A 22277-nucleotide genomic window follows, 5' to 3' on the forward strand; every position below is an offset into this window, starting at 1 on the left:
ACGCATAGTTAACTGTGTACCTGGTTCACCAATGGATTGTGCAGCCATAACACCAATCGATTCACCAATATTCACTTGATGACCACGTGCCAAGTCACGACCATAACAGTTAGAGCAAACACCAAAACGAGTTTTACAAGTAATTACCGAGCGAACAATCACCTCGTCCACACCTGCTAACTCTAGCTTTTCTACCCATTTTTCGTCTAATAATGTACCTGCTGGAGCAACGACTTCATCAGAATGTGGCGCAACCACATCAACTGCCGCAACACGACCTAATACGCGCTCACGTAAAGGCTCAATGATGTCACCACCTTGAATCAATGGTGTCATGCTTAAACCTTGGCTTGTACCACAATCTGGCTCAGTAATGACTAAGTCTTGTGCCACATCAACCAAACGACGGGTTAAGTAACCAGAGTTCGCGGTTTTTAACGCGGTATCGGCCAAACCTTTACGCGCACCGTGAGTTGAAATAAAGTACTGAAGAACAGTCAAACCTTCACGGAAGTTCGCTTTAATTGGGGTTTCGATAATCGAGCCGTCTGGTTTAGCCATCAAACCACGCATACCTGCTAACTGACGAATCTGTGCCGCGCTACCACGAGCACCAGAGTCGGCCATAATAAAGATGGAGTTGAAGGATTTTTGAGACTCTTCGACACCTTGTTTATTGATAACTTTTTCAGTCGACAAGTTGTCCATCATCGCTTTGGCAACTCGTTCGTTAGTACGCGACCAAATATCGACAACTTTGTTATAACGCTCTTGGCCTGTTACCAAACCTGCACTATATTGACCTTCAATTTCACGTACTTCTTCTTCGGCATCGCCAATGATGACTTGTTTTTCATCTGGAATAACCATGTCTTCCATACCAACCGACACACCAGAGTAAGTCGCTTGACGGAAACCTAAGTACATTAATTGGTCAGCAAAAATAACCGTATCTTTTAAGCCCAACACGCGATAACAGGTGTTGATTAACTTAGAGATATTTTTCTTGGTCATGGGTTGGTTGATAACATTGTATGGTAAGCCTTCTGGCACAATGTTCCACAACATACAACGACCAGGCGTGGTATCTGCTAAGAACTTACGCTCTTGACGGTTACCCTCGTCATCAATCGTGACTTCACGAACACGCACTTTAATACGCGCATGAATATCAACTGCTTTATTGGCTAATGCACGGGTAACTTCAGCAAAGTCAGCAAAGACCATGCCCTCACCTTTGGCATTAATCTTGTCACGGGAGATATAGTACAAACCCAATACCACGTCTTGGGACGGTACAATAATTGGCTCACCGTTAGCTGGCGATAAGATGTTGTTTGTGGACATCATTAACGCACGCGCTTCTAATTGTGCTTCTAAGGTTAACGGTACGTGTACCGCCATTTGGTCACCGTCGAAGTCGGCGTTAAATGCGGTACAGACTAATGGGTGTAACTGAATCGCCTTACCTTCAATCAACACAGGCTCAAACGCTTGTAAACCTAAACGGTGCAAGGTTGGCGCACGGTTTAACATGACCGGATGTTCGCGAATCACATCAGCAAGAATATCCCACACTTCTGCCGTTTCACGCTCTACCATTTTCTTGGCAGCTTTAATCGTTGTTGCCAAACCTTTGCTTTCTAATTTAGCGAAAATAAACGGCTTGAATAATTCTAAAGCCATTTTCTTCGGTAAACCGCACTGATGCAAACGTAAGGTTGGACCTACCACGATAACGGAACGACCAGAGTAGTCAACACGCTTACCAAGCAAGTTTTGACGGAAGCGACCTTGTTTACCCTTAATCATATCCGCTAAGGATTTTAATGGGCGCTTGTTACTGCCTGTAATCGCACGACCACGGCGACCGTTATCTAATAACGCATCTACCGCCTCTTGCAACATACGTTTTTCGTTACGTACGATAATATCTGGTGCACTTAACTCTAATAAACGCTTCAAACGGTTATTACGGTTGATAACACGACGGTACAAATCGTTAAGATCAGAGGTTGCAAAACGACCACCATCCAACGGCACTAATGGACGTAAATCGGGTGGTAATACTGGCAATACTGTCATCACCATCCACTCTGGTTTGTTACCAGAAGACAAGAATGACTCAACTAATTTTAAACGCTTAGAAAGCTTTTTGAGTTTGGTTTCAGAGCCAGTATTAGGAATTTCTTCACGCAAACGCTCCATTTCGGCTTGCAAATCAATATCCTTTAATAAGGCTTGAATCGCTTCAGCACCCATTTTGGCGTCAAACTCATCACCATATTCTTCTAAGGCGGTGTAGTAGTCTTCGTCTGATAATAATTGACCTTTTTCTAAAGGTGTCATACCAGGCTCAATCACCACAAAGCTTTCAAAATACAATACACGCTCAATATCACGTAAGGTCATATCGAGCAACAAACCAATACGGCTTGGTAAAGATTTTAAGAACCAAATATGCGCCGTTGGTGAGGCCAATTCAATATGACCCATACGCTCACGACGTACTTTAGTGAGGGTAACTTCAACACCACATTTTTCGCAGATCACACCGCGAAATTTCATGCGCTTATATTTACCACATAAACATTCATAATCTTTGATTGGACCAAAGATTTTGGCACAGAACAAACCTTCGCGTTCTGGCTTAAACGTACGATAGTTGATGGTTTCTGGCTTTTTGACTTCACCATAAGACCAAGAGCGAATCATTTCAGGCGAAGCCAAACCAATACGAATACGGTCAAATTCGACTTCTTTTCCTTGGCTTTGCAAAATATTGAGCAAGTCTTTCAAGGCTGTATCTCCAGCAAAAGGCAAGATAGGCCAAACCTATCTTGCTCATGGTGCTTATTCGTTGTCTAACTCAATGTTAATACCTAATGAACGAATCTCTTTAATTAACACGTTAAAGGATTCGGGCATACCTGGCTCCATACGATGGTCGCCATCAACAATGTTTTTGTAGATGCGGGTACGGCCATTGACATCGTCAGACTTGACAGTGAGCATTTCTTGTAAGGTATATGTTGCGCCATAAGCTTCAAGCGCCCACACTTCCATCTCACCGAAACGCTGACCACCGAACTGGGCTTTACCACCTAATGGTTGTTGAGTCACTAAGGAGTAAGAACCTGTCGAACGCGCATGCATCTTATCGTCAACCAAATGGTTGAGCTTGAGCATGTACATATAACCCACAGTCACTTGACGGTCAAAACGCTCACCTGTACGGCCATCATATAACCATTGTTGACCATTTTCAGATTGATCGGCTAAACGCAATAAGGCTTTAATTTCGGTTTCATGTGCGCCGTCAAAAGCAGGCGTTGCAATCGGCACACCACCACGTAAGTTTTTGGCCAAAGCCATGACTTCGTTGTCACCTAACTCTTCTAAGCTTTCTTGCTCACCACCAACTTGGTTATAAATTTTATCTAAGAACTCACGTAACTCAGCGGCTTGACGTTGTTGATCCAACATCTTACCAATCTTCGTACCTAAGCCTTTAGCCGCCCAACCTAAGTGGGTTTCTAAAATCTGACCAACGTTCATACGCGATGGAACGCCCAATGGGTTTAACACCACATCAACTGGCTCACCATTTTCGTCATACGGCATATCTTCAACAGGCATAATCACTGAGACCACACCTTTGTTACCGTGACGACCGGCCATCTTATCACCTGGTTGGATACGACGCTTAACCGCTAAATACACTTTAACAACTTTCAATACGCCAGTTGTTAAATCATCCCCTGTGGTGATTTTGCGTTTTTTATCTTCAAACTTGTCTTCGATTTCTTCTTGACGCTCTTGAAGATACGCTTGTACACGCTCTAATTGATCAGCAACGCTATCATCAACAGGACGAATATCAAACCATTGGTCTAACTTTAAGCCACTAAGGTTGTCTTCAGACAACACATCGCCTTTCTTAAAGCCTGCACCACCATTCACTTCTTGACCTTTTAACAAGGACAATAAACGGCTACGCGCAGCTTCTTCAAAAATACGATATTCTTCTTTTAAGTCTTTACGGTAAGCATTGAGTTGTTGTTTCTCAATCGCTAAGGCACGGCTGTCTTTATCAACACCGTCACGCGTAAAGACTTGTACGTCAATAACCGTTCCTTTAGTACCAGAAGGCACACGTAAAGAACTGTCTTTTACATCAGATGCTTTTTCACCGAAGATAGCACGTAATAACTTCTCTTCTGGGCTGAGTTGCGTTTCACCTTTTGGTGTCACTTTACCAACCAGAATATCGCCAGCATTCACTTCAGCACCAATATAAACGATACCTGATTCGTCTAATTTGGATAATGCAGCTTCACCAACGTTTGGAATATCGGCAGTGATTTCTTCAGGGCCTAACTTGGTATCACGGGCAATACAAGACAACTCTTGAATATGAATAGACGTGAAACGGTCTTCTTGCACCACACGCTCAGATAACAAAATCGAGTCTTCGAAGTTGTAACCATTCCAAGGCATGAACGCAACACGCATATTTTGACCCAAGGCCAATTCACCTAAGTCAACAGATGGACCGTCAGCTAAGGTGTCGCCACGAGCAACCACATCACCACGATTCACGATAGTGCGTTGGTTAATACAAGTGTTTTGGTTAGAACGGGTGTACTTGGTTAAGTTGTAAATATCAACGCCTGCTTCGCCAGCAACCATTTCTGATTCATCAACACGGATAACGATACGCGCTGCATCAACATAATCAATCACACCACCGCGTTTTGCTGTCACACACACACCAGAGTCACGCGCAACATAACGCTCCATACCTGTACCGACTAAAGGTTTGTCAGCACGTAAGGTTGGCACAGCTTGACGTTGCATGTTAGAACCCATCAACGCACGGTTCGCGTCGTCGTGTTCTAAGAACGGAATCAAGGAAGCCGCAACAGAAACTACCTGACGTGGTGAAACGTCCATATGGGTAACTTTGTCGGGTGCCATAACGGTGAATTCGTTTTTATGACGAACAGCAACCAAATCATCTAACAAACGACCTTCGCTATCAACGGCGGAGTCCGCTTGCGCAACCACGCATTGGCTTTCTTCAATCGCAGACAAGTAAACGATTTCGTCTTGTACTTGACCATCAGCCACCTTGCGATAAGGAGACTCTAAGAAGCCATAGCTATTGGATTGAGCAAATACCGCTAAGGAGTTGATCAATCCAATGTTTGGACCTTCAGGCGTTTCGATTGGACAAACACGACCATAGTGAGTTGGATGAACGTCACGGACTTCGAAGCCAGCACGCTCACGAGTTAAACCGCCTGGGCCTAACGCAGAAACACGACGCTTGTGAGTAATCTCAGACAATGGATTGTTTTGATCCATAAATTGAGATAATTGGCTAGAACCGAAGAATTCTTTAATCGCCGCAGAAACAGGTTTAGCGTTAATTAAATCTTGTGGCATTAAGTTTTCGCTTTCTGCCAAGCTTAAACGCTCTTTAACTGCACGCTCAACACGCACCAAGCCCACACGGAATTGGTTTTCGGTCATTTCACCGACACAACGCACACGACGGTTACCTAAGTGGTCGATGTCGTCGATTTCGCCTTTACCATTACGGATATCAATTAAAGTTTTTAATACATCAACGATATCTTGTTTAGATAATACGCCATCTTTTTCCATGCTATCGCCATTACCACGGTCATTACCGCGATTTAAACGACGATTGAACTTCATACGACCTACACCAGATAAGTCATAACGCTCTTGGGTAAAGAATAAGTTTTTAAATAAGGCTTCGGCTGCGTCTTTTGTCGGTGGTTCACCAGGACGCATCATACGATAAATTTCAACTAAAGCATCTAATTCGGTGCGTGTTGAGGCATCGGCGCGTAAGGTATCAGCAATAAACGCACCACGATCAATATCGTTGGTGTATAAAATATCAAACTGACCAATACCTGCCTTCGCTAAACGAGTTAATACTTCAGCGGTAATAACGGTATTACACTCGCAAACCAACTCACCTGTTGCAGGATGATTGATAGTTTTAGCAATCACTTTCCCATGCAAATAATCTGCAGGAATATCTAACTCGGTTAAGCCTGCTTTTTGAATTTCACGGATATGTTTTGGAGTAATACGACGACCAACCTCAACAATCACTTTTTCTTTAGAAGCGATTTCAAAAGCGGCAGTTTCACCACGTAAACGCTCAGCAACCAAACCTAATTTGTAAGCACCCTCTTCGTGTTTAATCGAAGTGGTTTCAAAGAACATTTCTAAGATTTGATCGGAGTTATAACCCAAACCACGTAATAAAATGGTGGCATATAACTTGCGACGACGGTCAATACGCACATATACGAGGTCTTTGGCGTCAAATTCAAAGTCTAACCAAGAACCACGGTAAGGAATCACACGCGCATTAAATAATAATTTGCCCGATGAATGAGTTTTTCCTTTATCGTGATCGAAGAATACACCAGGACTACGATGTAATTGAGAAACGATAACACGCTCTGTACCATTAATCACAAAAGTACCGTTATCGGTCATTAAAGGCATTTCGCCCATATAGACTTCTTGCTCACGGATATCTTTAATGGTTTTAACGGCTGCTTCACGGTCATAAATCACTAAACGGATTTTGACACGCAAAGGTGCAGCGTAAGTTAAACCGCGTAAAATACATTCACGAACATCAAAAGCAGGATGCCCCAAATGATATTCCACAAACTCTAATGCAGCATTACCCGAATAACTTTGAATCGGGAACACAGATTTAAAAGCGGCTTGTAAGCCGACATCTTCACGCTGCTTTGCTTTCTTACCGTCTTGTAAAAACGCGCGATAAGAATCCACTTGAATGCCTAATAAATGTGGCACATCCATTAAGGTGGGCAATTTGCCGAAGTTTTTTCGGATGCGTTTTTTTTCGGTGTATGAGTATGCCATCTGGAGTCCTCAGCTAGACTAAACTCGAATGAAAACCAGTAAAACACTGGCGAGACTGCTATCACAAACACTTGCAAAATTAATACTTTGCTAGAGCCTGCTTGGTAAACTATTTGCAAGAAAAAACTAAGCCAAATCTATTAACAAGTGGAGATAAAGCCTTAATTGTTTCTTGTCAAATCGTTTCTAAATTACCATGCACTAAAACAGAAAAAGGCCGGCGGCTTAAACAGCCACCAGCCATTGTTGCGCTCATTTGAAGCTGCAAGTAAACACCTAAATTTAGGCTGATTACTTAACTTCAACTGTTGCGCCAGCTTCTTCCAATTTCTTCTTGAGAGCAGCTGCGTCGTCTTTGCTGATGCCTTCTTTAACAACAGAAGGAGCACCTTCAACCATGTCTTTAGCTTCTTTTAAGCCTAAGCCAGTGATTTCACGGATTGCTTTAATAACGTTAACTTTGTTTGCGCCGAAGCTGGTCATAACAACGTTAAATTCTGTTTGCTCTTCAACTGGAGCAGCAGCAGCGGCTGGACCAGCAGCAACAGCAACAGCAGCAGCAGAAACGCCAAACTTCTCTTCGAAAGCAGCGATTAAGTCAACTAATTCCATTACTGTTAATTCAGCAACGGCATTTAAAATTTCGTCTTTGGACAAGGCCATGTTAATACACTCCAATAAAATGGGTATGAATTCAAATAATTAAGCTGCGATTAAGCGGCTTCTTTCTGTTCTTTCAAAGCAGTCATCAAGCGGCCAAACTTGGACACTGGAGCTTGGATGACAGACAACAACATAGACAGAGCTTGTTTGTGGTTTGGTAAAGAAGCAATTCTGTCGATGTCTTTGGCATCGTACAATTTGCCGTCAAAACCTAATGCTTTAACAACTAATTTTTGGTTGTCTTTAGCAAAATCTTTAAACAAACGAGCGGCTGCACCCATGTCATTTTCAGACAGAGAGAGACCAATAATGCTTGGACCAACTAACGAGTCTTGTAAGCAAGCAAAGTTAGTACCTTCTACTGCACGACGCGCTAAGGTGTTACGAATAACACGCACATATACGCCTTGCTCACGAGCTTTGGTACGTAACTTGGTTAACTGACCTACAGTTAAACCACGGTAATCGGCGACCACAGCAGAGAATGCACCAGAAGCAACTTTGTTGACTTCGGCAACTATCTCTTTTTTATCCTCTAATTTAAGAGTCACTGTAACCTCCTAAGAATAAAAAAGCACAAAGGTAAAATACCTTGGCTTTAAGCCATTCGCGGGGGTACAGAAACCTGAACCACACCGCGTCTACGCAGGCTTTGGTTTATTAACCGCTTTTAAGCAAGTGACAAGCACTTACGCCTGAGGTCTTTGACGCTCTGGAAGCGTATCAAAGTCCTTGCTGCGGAAATCCGCAATTTTTTAACTTAGGCACTCAGCGCACCTAAGTTTAATTTCTTAAGCTGTTGCTAAAGAAGATTGGTCAATGGCTAAACCTGGGCCCATCGTGGTAGAAAGAGTTACTTTCTTCACATAAGCACCTTTAGAGGTTGCTGGTTTAGCTTTCTTCAAATCAGCAATTAAAGATTCAACGTTTTCTTTGATTGCTTGAGCAGAGAAGCCAACTTGACCAACGGTAGTATGAATAATACCGCCTTTGTCAACACGGTAACGTACTTGACCGCCTTTAGCATTTTTAACAGCTGTTGTAACGTCAGTTGTTACAGTACCAACTTTAGGGTTTGGCATTAAACCACGTGGACCTAAAATTGTACCTAACTTACCAACCACACGCATTGCGTCTGGCGTAGCAATTACAACGTCAAAATCTAAGTTACCAGCTTGAACGCTAGCGACTAAATCATCAAAACCAACGATATCAGCACCAGCTGCTTTAGCTGCTTCAGCATTTGCACCTTGAGCAAACACAGCAACACGTACAGTTTTACCTGTACCGTGTGGTAATACAGAAGCACCACGAACTACTTGGTCAGACTTACGTGGATCAACACCTAAGTTAACAGCAATATCGATAGACTCTTTAAACTTTGCTGGAGGCAAAGAGCTTAATACGTTAACCGCTTCTTCGATACCGTAAGCTTTGCCTGCTTGAACAACGGCTTTAATCGCCTTTTGACGCTTAGTTAATTTAGCCATGTTATTAACCCTCTACCTCAATACCAATAGAACGGGCAGAACCAGACAAGGTACGTACCGCTGCATCCATATCTGCTGCTGTTAAGTCAGCTTTCTTGATATTGACGATTTCTTCTAACTGTGCACGAGTCACTTTACCCACTTTTTGGGTGTTAGGACGCTTAGAACCAGATTTGATACCAGCAGCTTTCTTTAATAAGAAGGTTGCTGGTGGGCTTTTCATGGTAAAGGTAAAGCTTTTGTCAGAGTAAACAGTGATCACAACTGGAGTTGGTTGACCCACTTCCATTTTTTGTGTTGCTGCATTGAACTCTTTACAGAAAGCCATAATGTTCACACCACGTTGACCCAATGCTGGACCAATGGGTGGAGATGGATTAGCTTTACCTGCTGGGATTTGTAGCTTAACGTAAGCATCAATCTTCTTAGCCATAATAGACTCCTTGGGTAATAACGCCGTAAGGCTCCCCGAATATAAGAGTGATAAAAAACAGCCCAAACCTTAAAATACCTTTTCAGATAATTTAACGTAGGACTGTTCGTGTTTCGTTTTATGCTCAACACATAAAACAAGTATTCTTAAGAAACTTTTTCGACCTGATTAAACTCAAGATCAACAGGTGTTGCACGGCCAAAGATCATGACCGCAACACGTAAACGACTCTTCTCGTAATGAACTTCTTCCACTGCCCCATTAAAGTCAGCAAAAGGCCCATCAACAACACGTACCACTTCACCTGGTTCAAACAAGGTTTTTGGACGTGGTGCATCTGTACTTTGACGCAAGCGACTTAAAATCGCATCGGCTTCTTTATCAGTAATCGGTGCTGGCTTATCTGCTTTACCGCCAATAAACCCCATTACCTTAGGACAATCCTTAACCAAGTGCCAAGAGTCATCATTCATTTCCATATGTACTAACACATAGCCTGGAAAGAACTTACGCTCACTCTTGCGTTTAACACCATTTTTAATTTCAACAACTTCTTCTGTTGGCACTAATACTTCACCAAACAGATGTTCCATTTCAGCGCGTTTAATACGCTCTTGCAAAGAACGCATAACTTGCTTTTCGAAGCCTGAATAGGCATGAACGATATACCAACGCTTACTCATAAATGCCTCTTCTATTAGCCAATAACAGCCGAAATCATCCAACCAAATAGGGTATCAATGCCCCACAACAATAAAGACATTACTACGACAACAGCACAAACAATCATCGTTGTCTGCATCGTTTCGTCTTTAGTTGGCCAAACAATACGACGGGCTTCAACTTGGGCTTCTTTTAAGAGCTTAATAAAGGATTGGCCTTGTGTTGTTGTAAAGGTAATTGCTAAAGCACCTACAGCCAATACAACAAGTGCAACAATGCGAACCCATGAAGATAATTGCGGAAGCAACTCGGGCGCATAACGATTACCCACGGTTGCCGCAATAAGAATAGCAATAGCCACTACCCACTTGACAGTGTTAAGACTATTATTCGTAGTTACGTCTTCGGCTTGTGTGGTCATAAACCGTCAGCTTATTAGATAGGAATTTGGCAGGCCAGGAGGGACTCGAACCCCCAACACCCGGTTTTGGAGACCGGTGCTCTACCAATTGAACTACTGGCCTAAATTTTTAATCTGATTAAAGGCTTAGCTGCGCCAAGCCTTAATCTTGCTGACTTGTGATAGTTTACCATCACAAGTCTAACACATCAATTACTTGATGATTTTAGCAACAACACCGGCACCGACTGTACGGCCGCCTTCACGGATAGCGAAGCGTAAACCTTCGTCCATCGCGATTGGGTGGATCAATTCTACAGTCATTTGTACGTTGTCACCTGGCATAACCATCTCTACACCTTCTGGTAATGTAATAGAGCCAGTTACGTCTGTAGTACGGAAGTAGAATTGTGGACGGTAGCCTTTGAAGAATGGTGTATGACGACCACCTTCATCTTTGCTCAATACGTACACTTCAGATTGGAACTGTGTGTGTGGCTTGATTGAACCTGGTTTTGCCAATACTTGACCACGTTGGATATCTTCACGCTTAATACCACGTAATAAAATACCACAGTTCTCACCAGCACGACCTTCGTCTAACAACTTACGGAACATTTCAACGCCAGTACAAGTTGATTTTGCGGTATCTTTGATACCAACGATTTCAACTTCTTCACCAACTTTGATGATACCGCGCTCTACACGACCTGTTACTACTGTACCACGGCCAGAAATAGAGAATACGTCTTCGATTGGCAACAAGAATGGACGGTCAATCGCACGAACTGGTTCAGGAATATAAGAATCTAATGTATCAACTAATTTTAATACAGAAGACACACCAAATGGACCTTCTTCGCCATTCAATGCTTGTAATGCAGAACCACGGATGATTGGGGTGTCGTCACCTGGGAAATCGTACTTGCTTAACAAGTCACGTACTTCCATCTCAACCAATTCTAACAACTCTTCGTCGTCAACCATATCGCACTTGTTCAAGAACACAACGATGAATGGTACACCTACTTGGCGAGACAATAAGATGTGTTCGCGTGTTTGTGGCATTGGGCCGTCAGCAGCGGAACATACTAAAATCGCGCCGTCCATTTGAGCAGCACCCGTGATCATGTTTTTAACATAGTCAGCGTGGCCTGGACAGTCAACGTGTGCGTAGTGACGGTTTACAGAGTCATACTCAACGTGTGCGGTGTTAATGGTAATACCACGAGCTTTCTCTTCTGGAGCAGAGTCGATTTGATCGTAGCCTTTTGCTTCACCACCGTGCACTTTTGCACAAATAGTGGCGATAGCAGCGGTTAATGTGGTTTTACCGTGGTCAACGTGACCAATTGTGCCGACGTTTACGTGCGGCTTATTACGTTCAAACTTAGCCTTAGCCATGTTAAGTCTCCCTTATGGGTGATTTAGCCAATAATAAACACTAAATGCAGACAAAGCTGCACGCAACGTCTGCTGAATAAATTCTGGAGCTCATAACCGGACTTGAACCGGTGACCTCTTCCTTACCAAGGAAGTGCTCTACCGACTGAGCTATATGAGCCTAACAATAAAGCTTACCTAATTGGAGCGGGTGGCGGGAATCGAACCCGCACTATCAGCTTGGAAGGCTGAAGTTCTACCACTAAACTACACCCGCGCTTTATTTTTTAGTAAATATGGTGGAGAGGGAAGGATTCGAACCTTCGAAGTCTAAGACGGCAGATTTACAGTCTGATGGGTTTGACCGCTCCCCAACCTCTCCAACGCGGTACTGCAATTTGAGCCTATGGTCAGGTAAGCTCTAGATTTATCGCTTTAAGAATGGTGCCGGCAGTGGGACTCGAACTCACGACCTACTGATTACAAGTCAGTTGCTCTACCAACTGAGCTATACCGGCATTGCGAAAGTGGGGTGCATTCTAGCAATTTTTTTCATCAGCGCAAGTACTTCTTGCATTTTTTTTCAAGTTTTTGCGTCTTTTTGTATCGAATGCAGCTTTTTTTAATCATATCGCGTGTTTTTTGGACAAGATTACGCTTTTAGCCCTTTACTGGCTAATTCTGCTGCTTTAAATAAGGCACGAAGCTTATTTAAAGTTTCTTGCCATTCTGACTCAGGAATAGAATCCGCTACTACCCCTGCCCCAGCCTGCGCATGCATCACACCATCTTTTAGTACAGCCGTACGAATGGCAATGGCAGTATCCATTTCTCCATTCCAGCCAAGATAGCCCACTGCCCCGCCATAAATACCGCGCTTAATTGGCTCTAGCTCATCAATAATTTCCATGGCACGTACTTTAGGTGCTCCTGACAAAGTTCCTGCAGGTAAAGCGGCTTTTAATACCTCAATCGCACTGACATTAGGTTTGAGTACACCTTCAACATTGGAAACAATGTGCATGACATGAGAATAACGCTCAATGACCATTTGCTCTGTGACTTGGACTTTACCCACTTCACTGACTCGACCTGCATCATTACGTCCTAAATCAATCAACATCAAATGTTCAGCAATTTCTTTAGGATCAGATAACAACTCTTGAGCCAAGGCATTATCGAGCTCAGGTGTTTTACCACGTGGACGAGTGCCTGCAATTGGTCGTACTGTGACTTTGCCCTCTTGTACACGTGCCAAGATTTCAGGGCTAGAACCGACAATATGGCTATCACCACAATTGACAAAATACATATAAGGTGAGGGATTAAGATGACGCAAAGCACGATATAAGGCTAATGGCGAATGCTTAAAGGCGACGGTCATGCGTTGTGATGGCACAACTTGCATCACATCACCCGCCAAAATGTATTCCTTAACGCGCTCAACGCCTGCTTTAAATGCATCTTGACCAAAACTAGAAACAAAATCCGCCTCACTGATGGGGGTTGATGTTTCTACATATGTTGGCAAACAAACATTATTTTGTTGCAGCTGCAAAGCAAGTTGTTGTAAACGTTGTACACCTTGTTGATAAGCATCGGGTTGTTGTGGGTCAACATGAACAATAATAAAGACACTTTCTTTTAGGTTATCAAAAACTACCACTTCTTCTGACAACATCAACTGAATATCAGGCACATTCAACGGGTCTGGCTTTTGAATTTTAGCAAGTTTCTTTTCAAACAAACGGACAGTATCGTAAGCAAAATAGCCCACCAAACCACCTGTAAAACGTGGCAAGCCTTCAACAACAGGCACTTTAAATTGTTGCTGATATTGTTCGATGAAGGCTAAAGGATCATCTAAAGTTTGTTCATCTATCAATTGTTGCTGTTGATAGAGTTGTACAGTATGACCACGAACCTCAAGACGTTTTTGTGCCGCTAAACCAATCATGGAATAACGCCCCCATCTTTCACCACCATGTACAGACTCAAATAAATAGGTATATGGCTGATTGGCCAATTTGGCATAGACCGATAATGGGGTATCAAAATCGGCTAAAAGTTGTAATGCTAAAGGAATACGATTATAGCCTTGCGTGGCAAAGGCAGAGAATTGCTCAAGAGATAACATAAAAACACCCTAATATTTTGGCTAATTTAGATAATATTTTGCATTTAAGGCTATATACGCCATCGCCAACTTAGGGGTAAAAACATGTTGCTAAACCAATCTACAGAAAAAATGACATAAGAAATAATAACATTAAATTATGTGCTGAGCATAATCAACTATTATGTGTTGTTATGGCTACTAAATATTAGTAGCCACATGATCATGAATTACAGTAACTCAACCAATGAATCCACGATCCATTCAGGTTTACAGGCTTCAATCGGTTCACCATGATTATAACCATAGCTTACCGCGACACAGGGAATATGCGCTGCTAAAGCAGCTTCAACGTCATTACGTGAATCACCTAACACTAAGGTATCTTTTGCTGAAACTTCAAAATAACGTAAACAATGTAAAAATGGCTCAGGATGTGGCTTTTTATGCGGTAAGGTATCGCCACCGACTAATAATTGAAAAGGTTGTAAAATATTTAACGCCGCTAATAAATCTTTTGCAGGGGCGTAGGGTTTATTGGTCACACACGCTAATTTAATATTTTCCTTTTGACAGGCTGCAATAAATTCAGCGACACCTTCATACACTTGACTGTTTAAACATACTTCTGCTTGATAATGACGCATAAACACTGCCAAAAGATCATCGTGCAACTCTTTGCGATAATGTTTAGCTTCTAACACACAAGAGACTAAACGTGATGCACCGCGTCCCACCCAACGACGCACATCATATTCAGTCACTGATTCTAAACCTAACTCCGAAAGCGCGTTATTTAAAGCATGTTGAATATCACTGGCTGAATCAACCAGTGTTCCATCTAAATCAAAAATCACTAATTTGGGAGTAAAGCCAATTTTTTTAAATTGCATAAATGATTCCTTGCTAATTATTATGTAACACACTGAAGATATAGAAATTCATCTATATCTTTTAGGGATTAAGCCTCTTTTGAGTAGTTGCTTAATCCCCTTCCTTTTGCGTCAACGAGTCACTAAAGCTAACTCCTGACGCATGGTGTTGATTGCTTGCTGATAACTTTCTGCACCAAAAATTGCCGAACCTGCCACAAAGCTGTCTGCTCCTGCTTGGGCAATTTGGCGGATATTTTTGGTCGTGACGCCACCATCCACTTCTAAACGAATATCAAAACCACTGTTATCAATAATTTGTCGAGCTTGCGCAATTTTATCAATGGTTTTGGCAATAAATTGTTGTCCGCCAAAACCAGGGTTGACACTCATTAACAACACCATATCTACTTTATCTAACACATAATCCAAATAATGCAAGGGCGTTGCAGGATTAAATACTAAACCCGCCTTACAACCACCGCTTTTAATTAACTGTAAAGAGCGATCAATATGATCAGAAGCTTCTGGATGGAAGGTAATATAACTTGCTCCTGCCTCAATAAAATCACCAATAATTCTATCGACAGGACTGACCATTAAATGCACATCAATCGGTGCTGTGACGCCATATTTGCGTAAAGCTTTACAGACCATTGGCCCAACAGTGAGGTTGGGAACATAATGGTTATCCATCACATCAAAATGTACCCAGTCTGCTCCTGCAGCTAAAACGGCATCTACTTCTGCGCCTAATCGGGCAAAATCAGCAGATAAAATCGAAGGAGCAATGACGAAATCTTTCATGTGAAACTCGCTAAATATGTTGAGAAAGAATTAATTGATCTAAATCCGCTAAACGTTCGGGTGTCCCCACATCCACCCATGCCCCTGCATGATGCTCTGCGGAGACTAAACCTTGAGCAATGGCCTGACGTAACAAAGGGGCTAATGGGGCTTTACCTGCGGGCAAATCGGCAAATAATTGCGGGGATAATACACTGACCCCTGCAAAAGTATATTTTTCTTCACCTTCAGGCAAAACTAAGTTATTTGATTGATCTTTGCAAAATGCAAAATCACCTTTGGGATGTTGTGGGGGATTATTGACTAACACCAAATGCGCCAACTGTTGGCCTAAATCTTTATTGATTAAACGTTTAAAATCGTAACGTAACCAAATATCGCCATTAATTAGCAAAAATGGCTCATTGCCCAATAAGGGTAATGCTTGCTGAATGCCACCTGCGGTTTCTAAAGGCTCTGGCTCATCTGACCACTGAATATTTACACCATACGCCGAACCATCGCCTAAAGCTTCGTGCAGCTTATGCCCCAACCATGCGGTATTAATCACTAATTCGGTAATACCTACCGCTTTTAAGGCATCAATATGCCAAACAATTAAGGGTTTACCTCCCACAGCTAATAGAGGCTTTGGTGTTGTTAAGGTTAAGGGGCGCATACGATTGCCTAAACCAGCAGCTAAAATCATCGCTTTCATTGTACAAATTCCCCTAACATTGCTGCTGCTTGTGGATTTTTGGCTAAATAACTGGGCAGGATTTTGCTAATTAATAACTGGTTTAAAGCATTAAATTCAGGGTAGTCTTTGATTTCATTTAATAAATATTTAAACACCAAAGGCATATCGTTTAAATAACCATGTTTGCCATCACGAATACTCAAACGCGCAAAAATACCCAAAACTTTAAGATGGCGTTGTGCGCCCATCCAATCAAACCATGTTAAAAATTGTTGTTGATTAATATTGTTTAATCGCCCTTGTGCAACTAATAATTGTCTAAAATCTTCAACCCACGCGACAACTTGCTGATTTGGCCATTCTACATAAGCATCACGCAATAAAGAGACTAAGTCGTAAGTAATTGCTCCCATTAACGCATCTTGAAAGTCAATCACACCCAGTTTGCCATTAGCCAATAACATTAAATTACGTGAGTGATAATCACGGTGTACAAACACTGTCGGTTGTTCAGCAATGGCGGTGGCAACTTGTTGACAGGTATCATCTATCACTTTGATTTCTTCAGGCGTTAATGACAAGGCCAAGTATTGCGCCACAAACCAATCTTTAAACAAACTCATTTCAAACAATAAGCGCGTTTGATCGTAAGGTGGAATGGGATAGTTTTCAGGTGATGGACTTTGCTGCATGACTAAAATTTCACGCATCGCTTGTTGATATAAACCATCAACGGTTTGTTCGGTTAAACACGGTCTTAATAGCGTATCGCCCAAATCACTTAACAACATAAAGCCCTGCTCAAAATCGTAAGCAATCACTTCTGGTACAGAGACCCCTTGTTGAAATAATGCTTGAGCTATAGCCACAAATGCACGTGAGTTTTCGGTTTGTGGCGGTGCATCAACGGCAATATAAGTGCCCTGAGCATGATGAATACGAAAATAACGGCGAAAACTGGCATCACCCGAGACCATGGAAATACTTTGTGCTTGATGTGAGGTGTGCTGTTGTAAATACAAACTTGCCCATTGATAAAGGTTTTTTTGTCGAGAATCGTTCGTGTTGCAATGTTCCATTACAAAAACTCGTAGCTGAAAGAGAAAAATTTTTTTATTATCGCGCAGCTTTGTTATTTACCCAAGTTGTCACTGATGTCTGCACGCCATTTATTTGCTTTTTTTTGCTTATTACCTGCCTTAAATTGGGCAGATGACAGTATTAATTATCGCCGACTGGGTTGGGCGACACGTGATTTTATTGCAGAATTACCCAAAGAAGAACGTCCAGAAATCAATAAAGCGTGTCATGGGGCATGGTTAACCCCTATTCCTGCACCTAAAAACAAACAATATAGCAAACCCAATTTTGCCGATGAACCTGTTGAAGCCTTAGCCGCTTGGGTTTATTACAATCCCGAAGGTGCATCACATCTTAATGGTGATGTCAAAATTAGCCAAAAAAATCGTTTTATTTTGGCGGATGATGCTGAGCTATCTAAAGACCAAAATACTGGTCAATTTAATGGTAATATTTTAATTGCCGAAGCTGGCTTGGTGATGACTGGCGAAAAAGCCCAAATTGATATCACCAGTAAACAGGCCTATATTGAACAAAGTGAATTTGTTTCCACTTTTTTAAATGCACATGGTAAAGCTAAACAAATTCAACGAAATGATGATGGCGTTGTCACTATTGCAACAGGTGAATACTCTACCTGTGAACCAGATAATCGTGTTTGGTATTTTTCGGCACGTGATTTACGCTTAGATCAAAATGAAGGGCTTGGTACGATTAAAAATGCGACACTTTACATTCAAGATGTGCCAATAGCCTATTTACCCTATTTTAAATTCCCGATTGATAATCGGCGCATGAGTGGCTTACTCATTCCACACTTTGGCTCTACGAATGATGGTGGCTTAGATTTTGCTCAACCCATTTATTGGAATATTGCTCCTAATTATGATGCAACGTTTACTCCGCGTTTGTTATCTAAACGTGGAGTAATGGCCGAAAATGAATTTCGTTATTTAACTTATAATTGGGGTGAAGGCATTATTAATGGTGCTTATTTGCCTAGCGATAAATTATACAGTCATCAAGACCGTAAACGTCTTGCGTGGCAACATCGTTACAAACCCAATAATTGGCAATTAAGTAGTAATGTTAACTATGTCTCTGACAGTAATTATTTTACTGATTTAGGCACAGATTTAACCCAAAGTAATACCACTCACCAAGAGCGTAGTGCTGAATTTAATTATTGGGGCAATAATTGGTCAGGCTTAGTGCGTGTACAAGGTTATCAAACCATTGACTCTGCCTTATTAGATAAAGACAAACCCTATGCTCGTTTGCCCCAGCTATATTTAACCGCAACCATTCCTAACCCTACTCCCATTAGCAGCACCTTAATTAGCGAGTTGACGCATTTTCAACGTAATATTGACGATGGCAGTGGCAAAGAACTCAATGGTTTTCGTTGGCGATTTGAACCTGAATTTAGTTATGAATATCGTCAAGCATGGGGCTTTGTTAAACCCAGCATTGGCTTACGCCAATTAGCTTATCGTTTAGAAGATCAAATCGACACCTTAACCAGTATTAATGCGGCAACGTTTAATTTAGAAAGTCATGTGATTTTTGAGCGTGAAAATAAGAACTTTTTGCAAACCTTAGAACCGCACTTTTTGTATAGCTTTTCCCCTTATCATAATCAAACAACATTGCCTAATTTTGATACCGCCACCACCACCTTTAGTTATGCCCAACTATTTCGTTCACGACGGTTTTCGGGTGGTGATCGTTTAGAAGATGCTAATCAACTGTCTGTCGGTATCAGCTCCCGTTGGAGCAACACCGATACAGGTATTGAGCGATTTCGAGCCTCTTTAGGTGAAGTATTTTACTTTCGTGATCGCAAAGTACAACTCAATGCCACAGATCCAACAGCAACAGCCTCTTCATCGGGTTTAGTGGGTGAATTAGCCGCAAACTTTAATGAGGAATGGACAAGCACGGCTGATGGTTTGTGGACTGCGGATGGTGATTTATCTCAATTTGGTGTGCAATTACATTATTTACCGAATAACTACACGCGCTTATTTAATGTTGGTTATAGTTTTAGGCGAGAAGTCCAAGCTCTTAATCAAAAAGAGCTGCGTCAAACCAATCTATCCTTTGTGCAACCGCTCAATGAACGTTGGCAATTGATGGGCTTATGGCAATATGACTTATTAAATAAAGAAACACCTGAAGCCTTAATTGGCGCAAGTTATGAAGCGTGCTGTTGGCAAGTTTCTTTATACCGTCGTCAATTTTTAGCCGATGTTGACAATAATAGCTCTGCTGATCGTCAACGTAATGCTTTTTTTATTGAACTCAGTTTAAAAGGTTTAGCAGGTTTATCTAGCGGTGCGCGCGATTTATTAAAAAACCGTGTATTTGGTTATAGCCAATTGTTAGAGCAACAAAACCCACTCAAAAGAAATTAACGAGACATTGATTATTTATGCGTCACTTTTTATTACTTCCTTTATTATTAAGCCCTTTATTTAGTTATGCTGCTTCTACTCCGCTCGATACCATTGCTGCGGTTGTTGATGAAGATGTGGTTTTAAACAGTGAACTCGAGCAACGTTTAACAGATATTCGTTTTCAATATCGTAATCGTCAACAAGGTTTGCCACCTGAAGATGTATTAAAAAAACAAGTACTTGAACAATTAATCATACAAAGAATTCAATTGTCTCAAGCTGAACGCGCAGGGGTAAGAATTGATGACAACAGTCTAAACGCTTACTTAAATGATGTTGCTGCTCAAAGTGGTTTGTCTTTAGCGGATTTTCGTACCAAATTAGAAAGCGAAAAAGCGGGAACTTATCAAGAGGTACGAGAACAAATTCGTCAAGAAATGATGATTAGTCGTCTACGCAACAAACGTGTTGGCGATAGAGTGCGTATTACTGAGCAAGATATTGATAATTTTTTGGCCTCTCCACAAAGTGCGATTGCTCTCGAAACTGAATACCGTTTGGCACATTTAACCATCAATGTGGCAAGCGAAGCCTCACCTAAACAATGGGTAGAAGCCAAAAACAAAGCCGAAAAAGCATTAAAAGAACTCCAAACAGGCAAGCCCTTTTTTACCGTTGTCACCGAATATTCTAATGCCGATGATGCTCTACAAGGTGGTGATTTAGGCTGGCGTAAAAGCGCACAACTTCCCTCTTTGTTTACAGATGTTGCTGACAAACTACAACGTAGCCAATTTTCAGACATCATCCAAAGCCCTGCTGGTTATCACATTGTCACCGTAATTGATAAACGTGGCGCACAACAAATGGTCGTTAAACAGCGACATGTGCGTCATATTCTGATTAAGCCTTCAGAAATTTTGAGTCTAGAAGATGCTAAACAAAAAGCAGATGATTTACGCGAACGTTTGGTAAAAGGTGCTGATTTTGCCGAACTGGCTAAAACCTACTCCGAAGATGCAGTCTCTGCACGGAGTGGTGGAGATTTGAATTGGGTAGGGACAGGAGAAATGGTGCCCAGCTTTGAAGAAATGATGTTCAAAACCGCCATTAAGGACATTAGCCCTGTATTCGAAAGTCAATTTGGCTGGCATATTTTGCAAGTTTTAGATGAACGTGACCAAGACTTTAGCAATCAATATAAACGTAATTTAGCTCGCCAAGCCTTATATTCACGTCAATTTGAAGAAGAAAAAAGTGCATGGCTACGTGAATTACGTTCCGAAGCTTTTGTGCAAATCAAAGGTCAAAGCGAGAGCAATACACCATGAAACCATTATTAGTCACATCAGGTGAGCCTGCTGGTATTGGTGTTGATTTATGTATTGAATTAGCACAGCTAGATTTAAACACTCCTTTTGTTGTTTTAGCTGACCCTACGTTACTCATGCAACGCGCACTCAAATTAGGCGTTGAACTAGATATTGACTATTATGAATTTGGTGATGAATGGACAGCTCCTGCCAAAGGTTGCCTGAAAGTCTGGCCAATCCCATTAAGAGACCGTGTTATTACGGGCAAGCTTAATCCTACAAACAGTGATTATGTGTTAGAAATGTTAGAACGCGCCGCTAATGCCTGTTTAGATGGTGTTGCTGCTGGCATGGTCACTGCACCTGTACAAAAATCGGTGATTAACGAAGCAGGTATTGCTTTTAGCGGCCATACTGAGTTTTTACAAGAACTCTGTGGCGTGGATAAAGTGGTAATGATGTTGGCCTGTCCTGATTTAAAAGTTGCCTTGGCCACCACTCACCTACCCTTGCGCCAAGTACCTGATGCTATTACCTCTGAACTTCTCAAACAAGTCATTCGTATTACTCATCAAGACCTACAGCGTCATTTTGGCATTGAATCCCCACGTTTATTAGTCACTGGTTTAAATCCTCATGCGGGTGAAAATGGCTATTTAGGGCGTGAAGAAATTGACATCATTAATCCAACCTTAGCAGAATTACGCGCTGAAGGTTTTAATGTCTCGGATGCTTTACCTGCTGATACCTTATTTACCTCCGAAAACTTAGCCCAATGTGATGCAGTTTTGGCCATGTATCATGACCAAGGTTTACCTGTGCTAAAAACGAAAGGCTTTGGCGAAGCAGTGAATATCACTTTAGGTTTACCTATTATTCGTACCTCTGTTGATCATGGCACAGCCTTAAACTTAGCTGGAACAGGCCAAGCCAAGGTAGGTAGTTTATTAGCCGCCTTAAAAATGGCCGCTGAAATGGCTTATGATTAATTCCTAAACTAACCACACCAAGATATATCTTTTTAAACAAGA

At 41.8% G+C, this 22277-nt stretch carries 17 protein-coding genes and 5 tRNA genes; 3 read left to right on the plus strand and 19 right to left on the minus strand.

Going from position 1 to position 22277, the window contains the following annotated elements; genetic code table 11:
* The 19 genes from rpoC to Q0212_RS07575 form a co-directional block, all read right to left on the minus strand.
* Positions 1–2799 (minus strand): DNA-directed RNA polymerase subunit beta' (gene rpoC / locus Q0212_RS07485; RefSeq protein WP_297924126.1); only part of this gene is annotated, 2799 nt, incomplete at its 3' end.
* 54 nt (positions 2800–2853) lie between these two features.
* The gene (gene rpoB / locus Q0212_RS07490) at positions 2854–6948 is read right to left on the minus strand and encodes a DNA-directed RNA polymerase subunit beta (RefSeq protein ID WP_297924128.1); all 4095 of its coding nucleotides are present in this window, start codon (positions 6946–6948) and stop codon (positions 2854–2856) included.
* 291 nt (positions 6949–7239) lie between these two features.
* Positions 7240–7611: a 50S ribosomal protein L7/L12 gene (rplL, locus tag Q0212_RS07495; RefSeq protein WP_297924130.1), complete on the minus strand. Its 372-nt coding sequence runs from the start codon at positions 7609–7611 to the stop codon at positions 7240–7242.
* A 50-nt stretch (positions 7612–7661) separates the two neighbouring features.
* Positions 7662–8162, minus strand: a complete 501-nt coding sequence (gene rplJ / locus Q0212_RS07500) for a 50S ribosomal protein L10 (protein WP_297924133.1) — start codon at positions 8160–8162, stop codon at positions 7662–7664.
* A gap of 240 nt (positions 8163–8402) precedes the next feature.
* A complete protein-coding gene (gene rplA, locus Q0212_RS07505) occupies positions 8403–9101 on the minus strand; it encodes a 50S ribosomal protein L1 (protein ID WP_297924135.1) in 699 nt (232 codons plus the stop codon).
* 4 nt (positions 9102–9105) lie between these two features.
* Entirely contained in the window at positions 9106–9534 is a 429-nt protein-coding gene (rplK, locus tag Q0212_RS07510) for a 50S ribosomal protein L11 (RefSeq protein ID WP_297924137.1), read from the minus strand.
* 146 nt (positions 9535–9680) lie between these two features.
* Entirely contained in the window at positions 9681–10217 is a 537-nt protein-coding gene (gene nusG / locus Q0212_RS07515; protein ID WP_297924139.1) for a transcription termination/antitermination protein NusG, read from the minus strand.
* 14 nt (positions 10218–10231) lie between these two features.
* Entirely contained in the window at positions 10232–10618 is a 387-nt protein-coding gene (gene secE, locus Q0212_RS07520; protein ID WP_297924141.1) for a preprotein translocase subunit SecE, read from the minus strand.
* Between the two features lie 27 nt (positions 10619–10645).
* Positions 10646–10721: transfer RNA gene (locus Q0212_RS07525), tRNA-Trp, on the minus strand.
* A gap of 89 nt (positions 10722–10810) precedes the next feature.
* Entirely contained in the window at positions 10811–12001 is a 1191-nt protein-coding gene (gene tuf, locus Q0212_RS07530; protein WP_297924143.1) for an elongation factor Tu, read from the minus strand.
* Positions 12002–12085: 84 nt separating this feature from the next.
* Positions 12086–12161: transfer RNA gene (locus Q0212_RS07535), tRNA-Thr, on the minus strand.
* Positions 12162–12183: 22 nt separating this feature from the next.
* Positions 12184–12257 (minus strand) — tRNA-Gly (locus tag Q0212_RS07540).
* Between the two features lie 20 nt (positions 12258–12277).
* Positions 12278–12362 (minus strand) — tRNA-Tyr (locus tag Q0212_RS07545).
* Positions 12363–12422: 60 nt separating this feature from the next.
* A tRNA-Thr gene (locus tag Q0212_RS07550) sits at positions 12423–12498 on the minus strand.
* Positions 12499–12632: 134 nt separating this feature from the next.
* The gene (gene trpE / locus Q0212_RS07555) at positions 12633–14117 is read right to left on the minus strand and encodes an anthranilate synthase component I (protein WP_297924144.1); all 1485 of its coding nucleotides are present in this window, start codon (positions 14115–14117) and stop codon (positions 12633–12635) included.
* A 209-nt stretch (positions 14118–14326) separates the two neighbouring features.
* The gene (locus Q0212_RS07560) at positions 14327–14989 is read right to left on the minus strand and encodes a phosphoglycolate phosphatase (RefSeq protein ID WP_297924146.1); all 663 of its coding nucleotides are present in this window, start codon (positions 14987–14989) and stop codon (positions 14327–14329) included.
* Between the two features lie 111 nt (positions 14990–15100).
* Entirely contained in the window at positions 15101–15775 is a 675-nt protein-coding gene (gene rpe / locus Q0212_RS07565) for a ribulose-phosphate 3-epimerase (protein ID WP_297924148.1), read from the minus strand.
* A gap of 10 nt (positions 15776–15785) precedes the next feature.
* Entirely contained in the window at positions 15786–16472 is a 687-nt protein-coding gene (gene murU / locus Q0212_RS07570; protein WP_297924149.1) for an N-acetylmuramate alpha-1-phosphate uridylyltransferase MurU, read from the minus strand.
* On the minus strand, positions 16469–17533 hold the full coding sequence (locus Q0212_RS07575; protein WP_297924152.1) for a phosphotransferase: 1065 nt from the start codon (positions 17531–17533) through the stop codon (positions 16469–16471). The genes murU and Q0212_RS07575 overlap by 4 nt, the downstream gene beginning before the upstream one ends.
* A gap of 75 nt (positions 17534–17608) precedes the next feature.
* Between Q0212_RS07575 and Q0212_RS07580 the strand changes: the two genes are divergently transcribed.
* From Q0212_RS07580 to pdxA, 3 genes are read left to right on the plus strand one after another with little or no spacing between them, the layout of a single operon-like run.
* On the plus strand, positions 17609–19951 hold the full coding sequence (locus Q0212_RS07580) for an LPS assembly protein LptD (protein WP_297924154.1): 2343 nt from the start codon (positions 17609–17611) through the stop codon (positions 19949–19951).
* A gap of 17 nt (positions 19952–19968) precedes the next feature.
* Positions 19969–21264, plus strand: a complete 1296-nt coding sequence (locus Q0212_RS07585; protein ID WP_297924155.1) for a peptidylprolyl isomerase — start codon at positions 19969–19971, stop codon at positions 21262–21264.
* On the plus strand, positions 21261–22235 hold the full coding sequence (pdxA, locus tag Q0212_RS07590) for a 4-hydroxythreonine-4-phosphate dehydrogenase PdxA (RefSeq protein WP_297924157.1): 975 nt from the start codon (positions 21261–21263) through the stop codon (positions 22233–22235). Before Q0212_RS07585 ends, pdxA begins: the two co-directional genes overlap by 4 nt.
* Positions 22236–22277 lie beyond the last annotated feature (42 nt).

Origin of the sequence: uncultured Agitococcus sp., assembly GCF_937920075.1 — a bacterium.
Classification (GTDB): Bacteria; Pseudomonadota; Gammaproteobacteria; order Pseudomonadales; family Moraxellaceae; genus Agitococcus.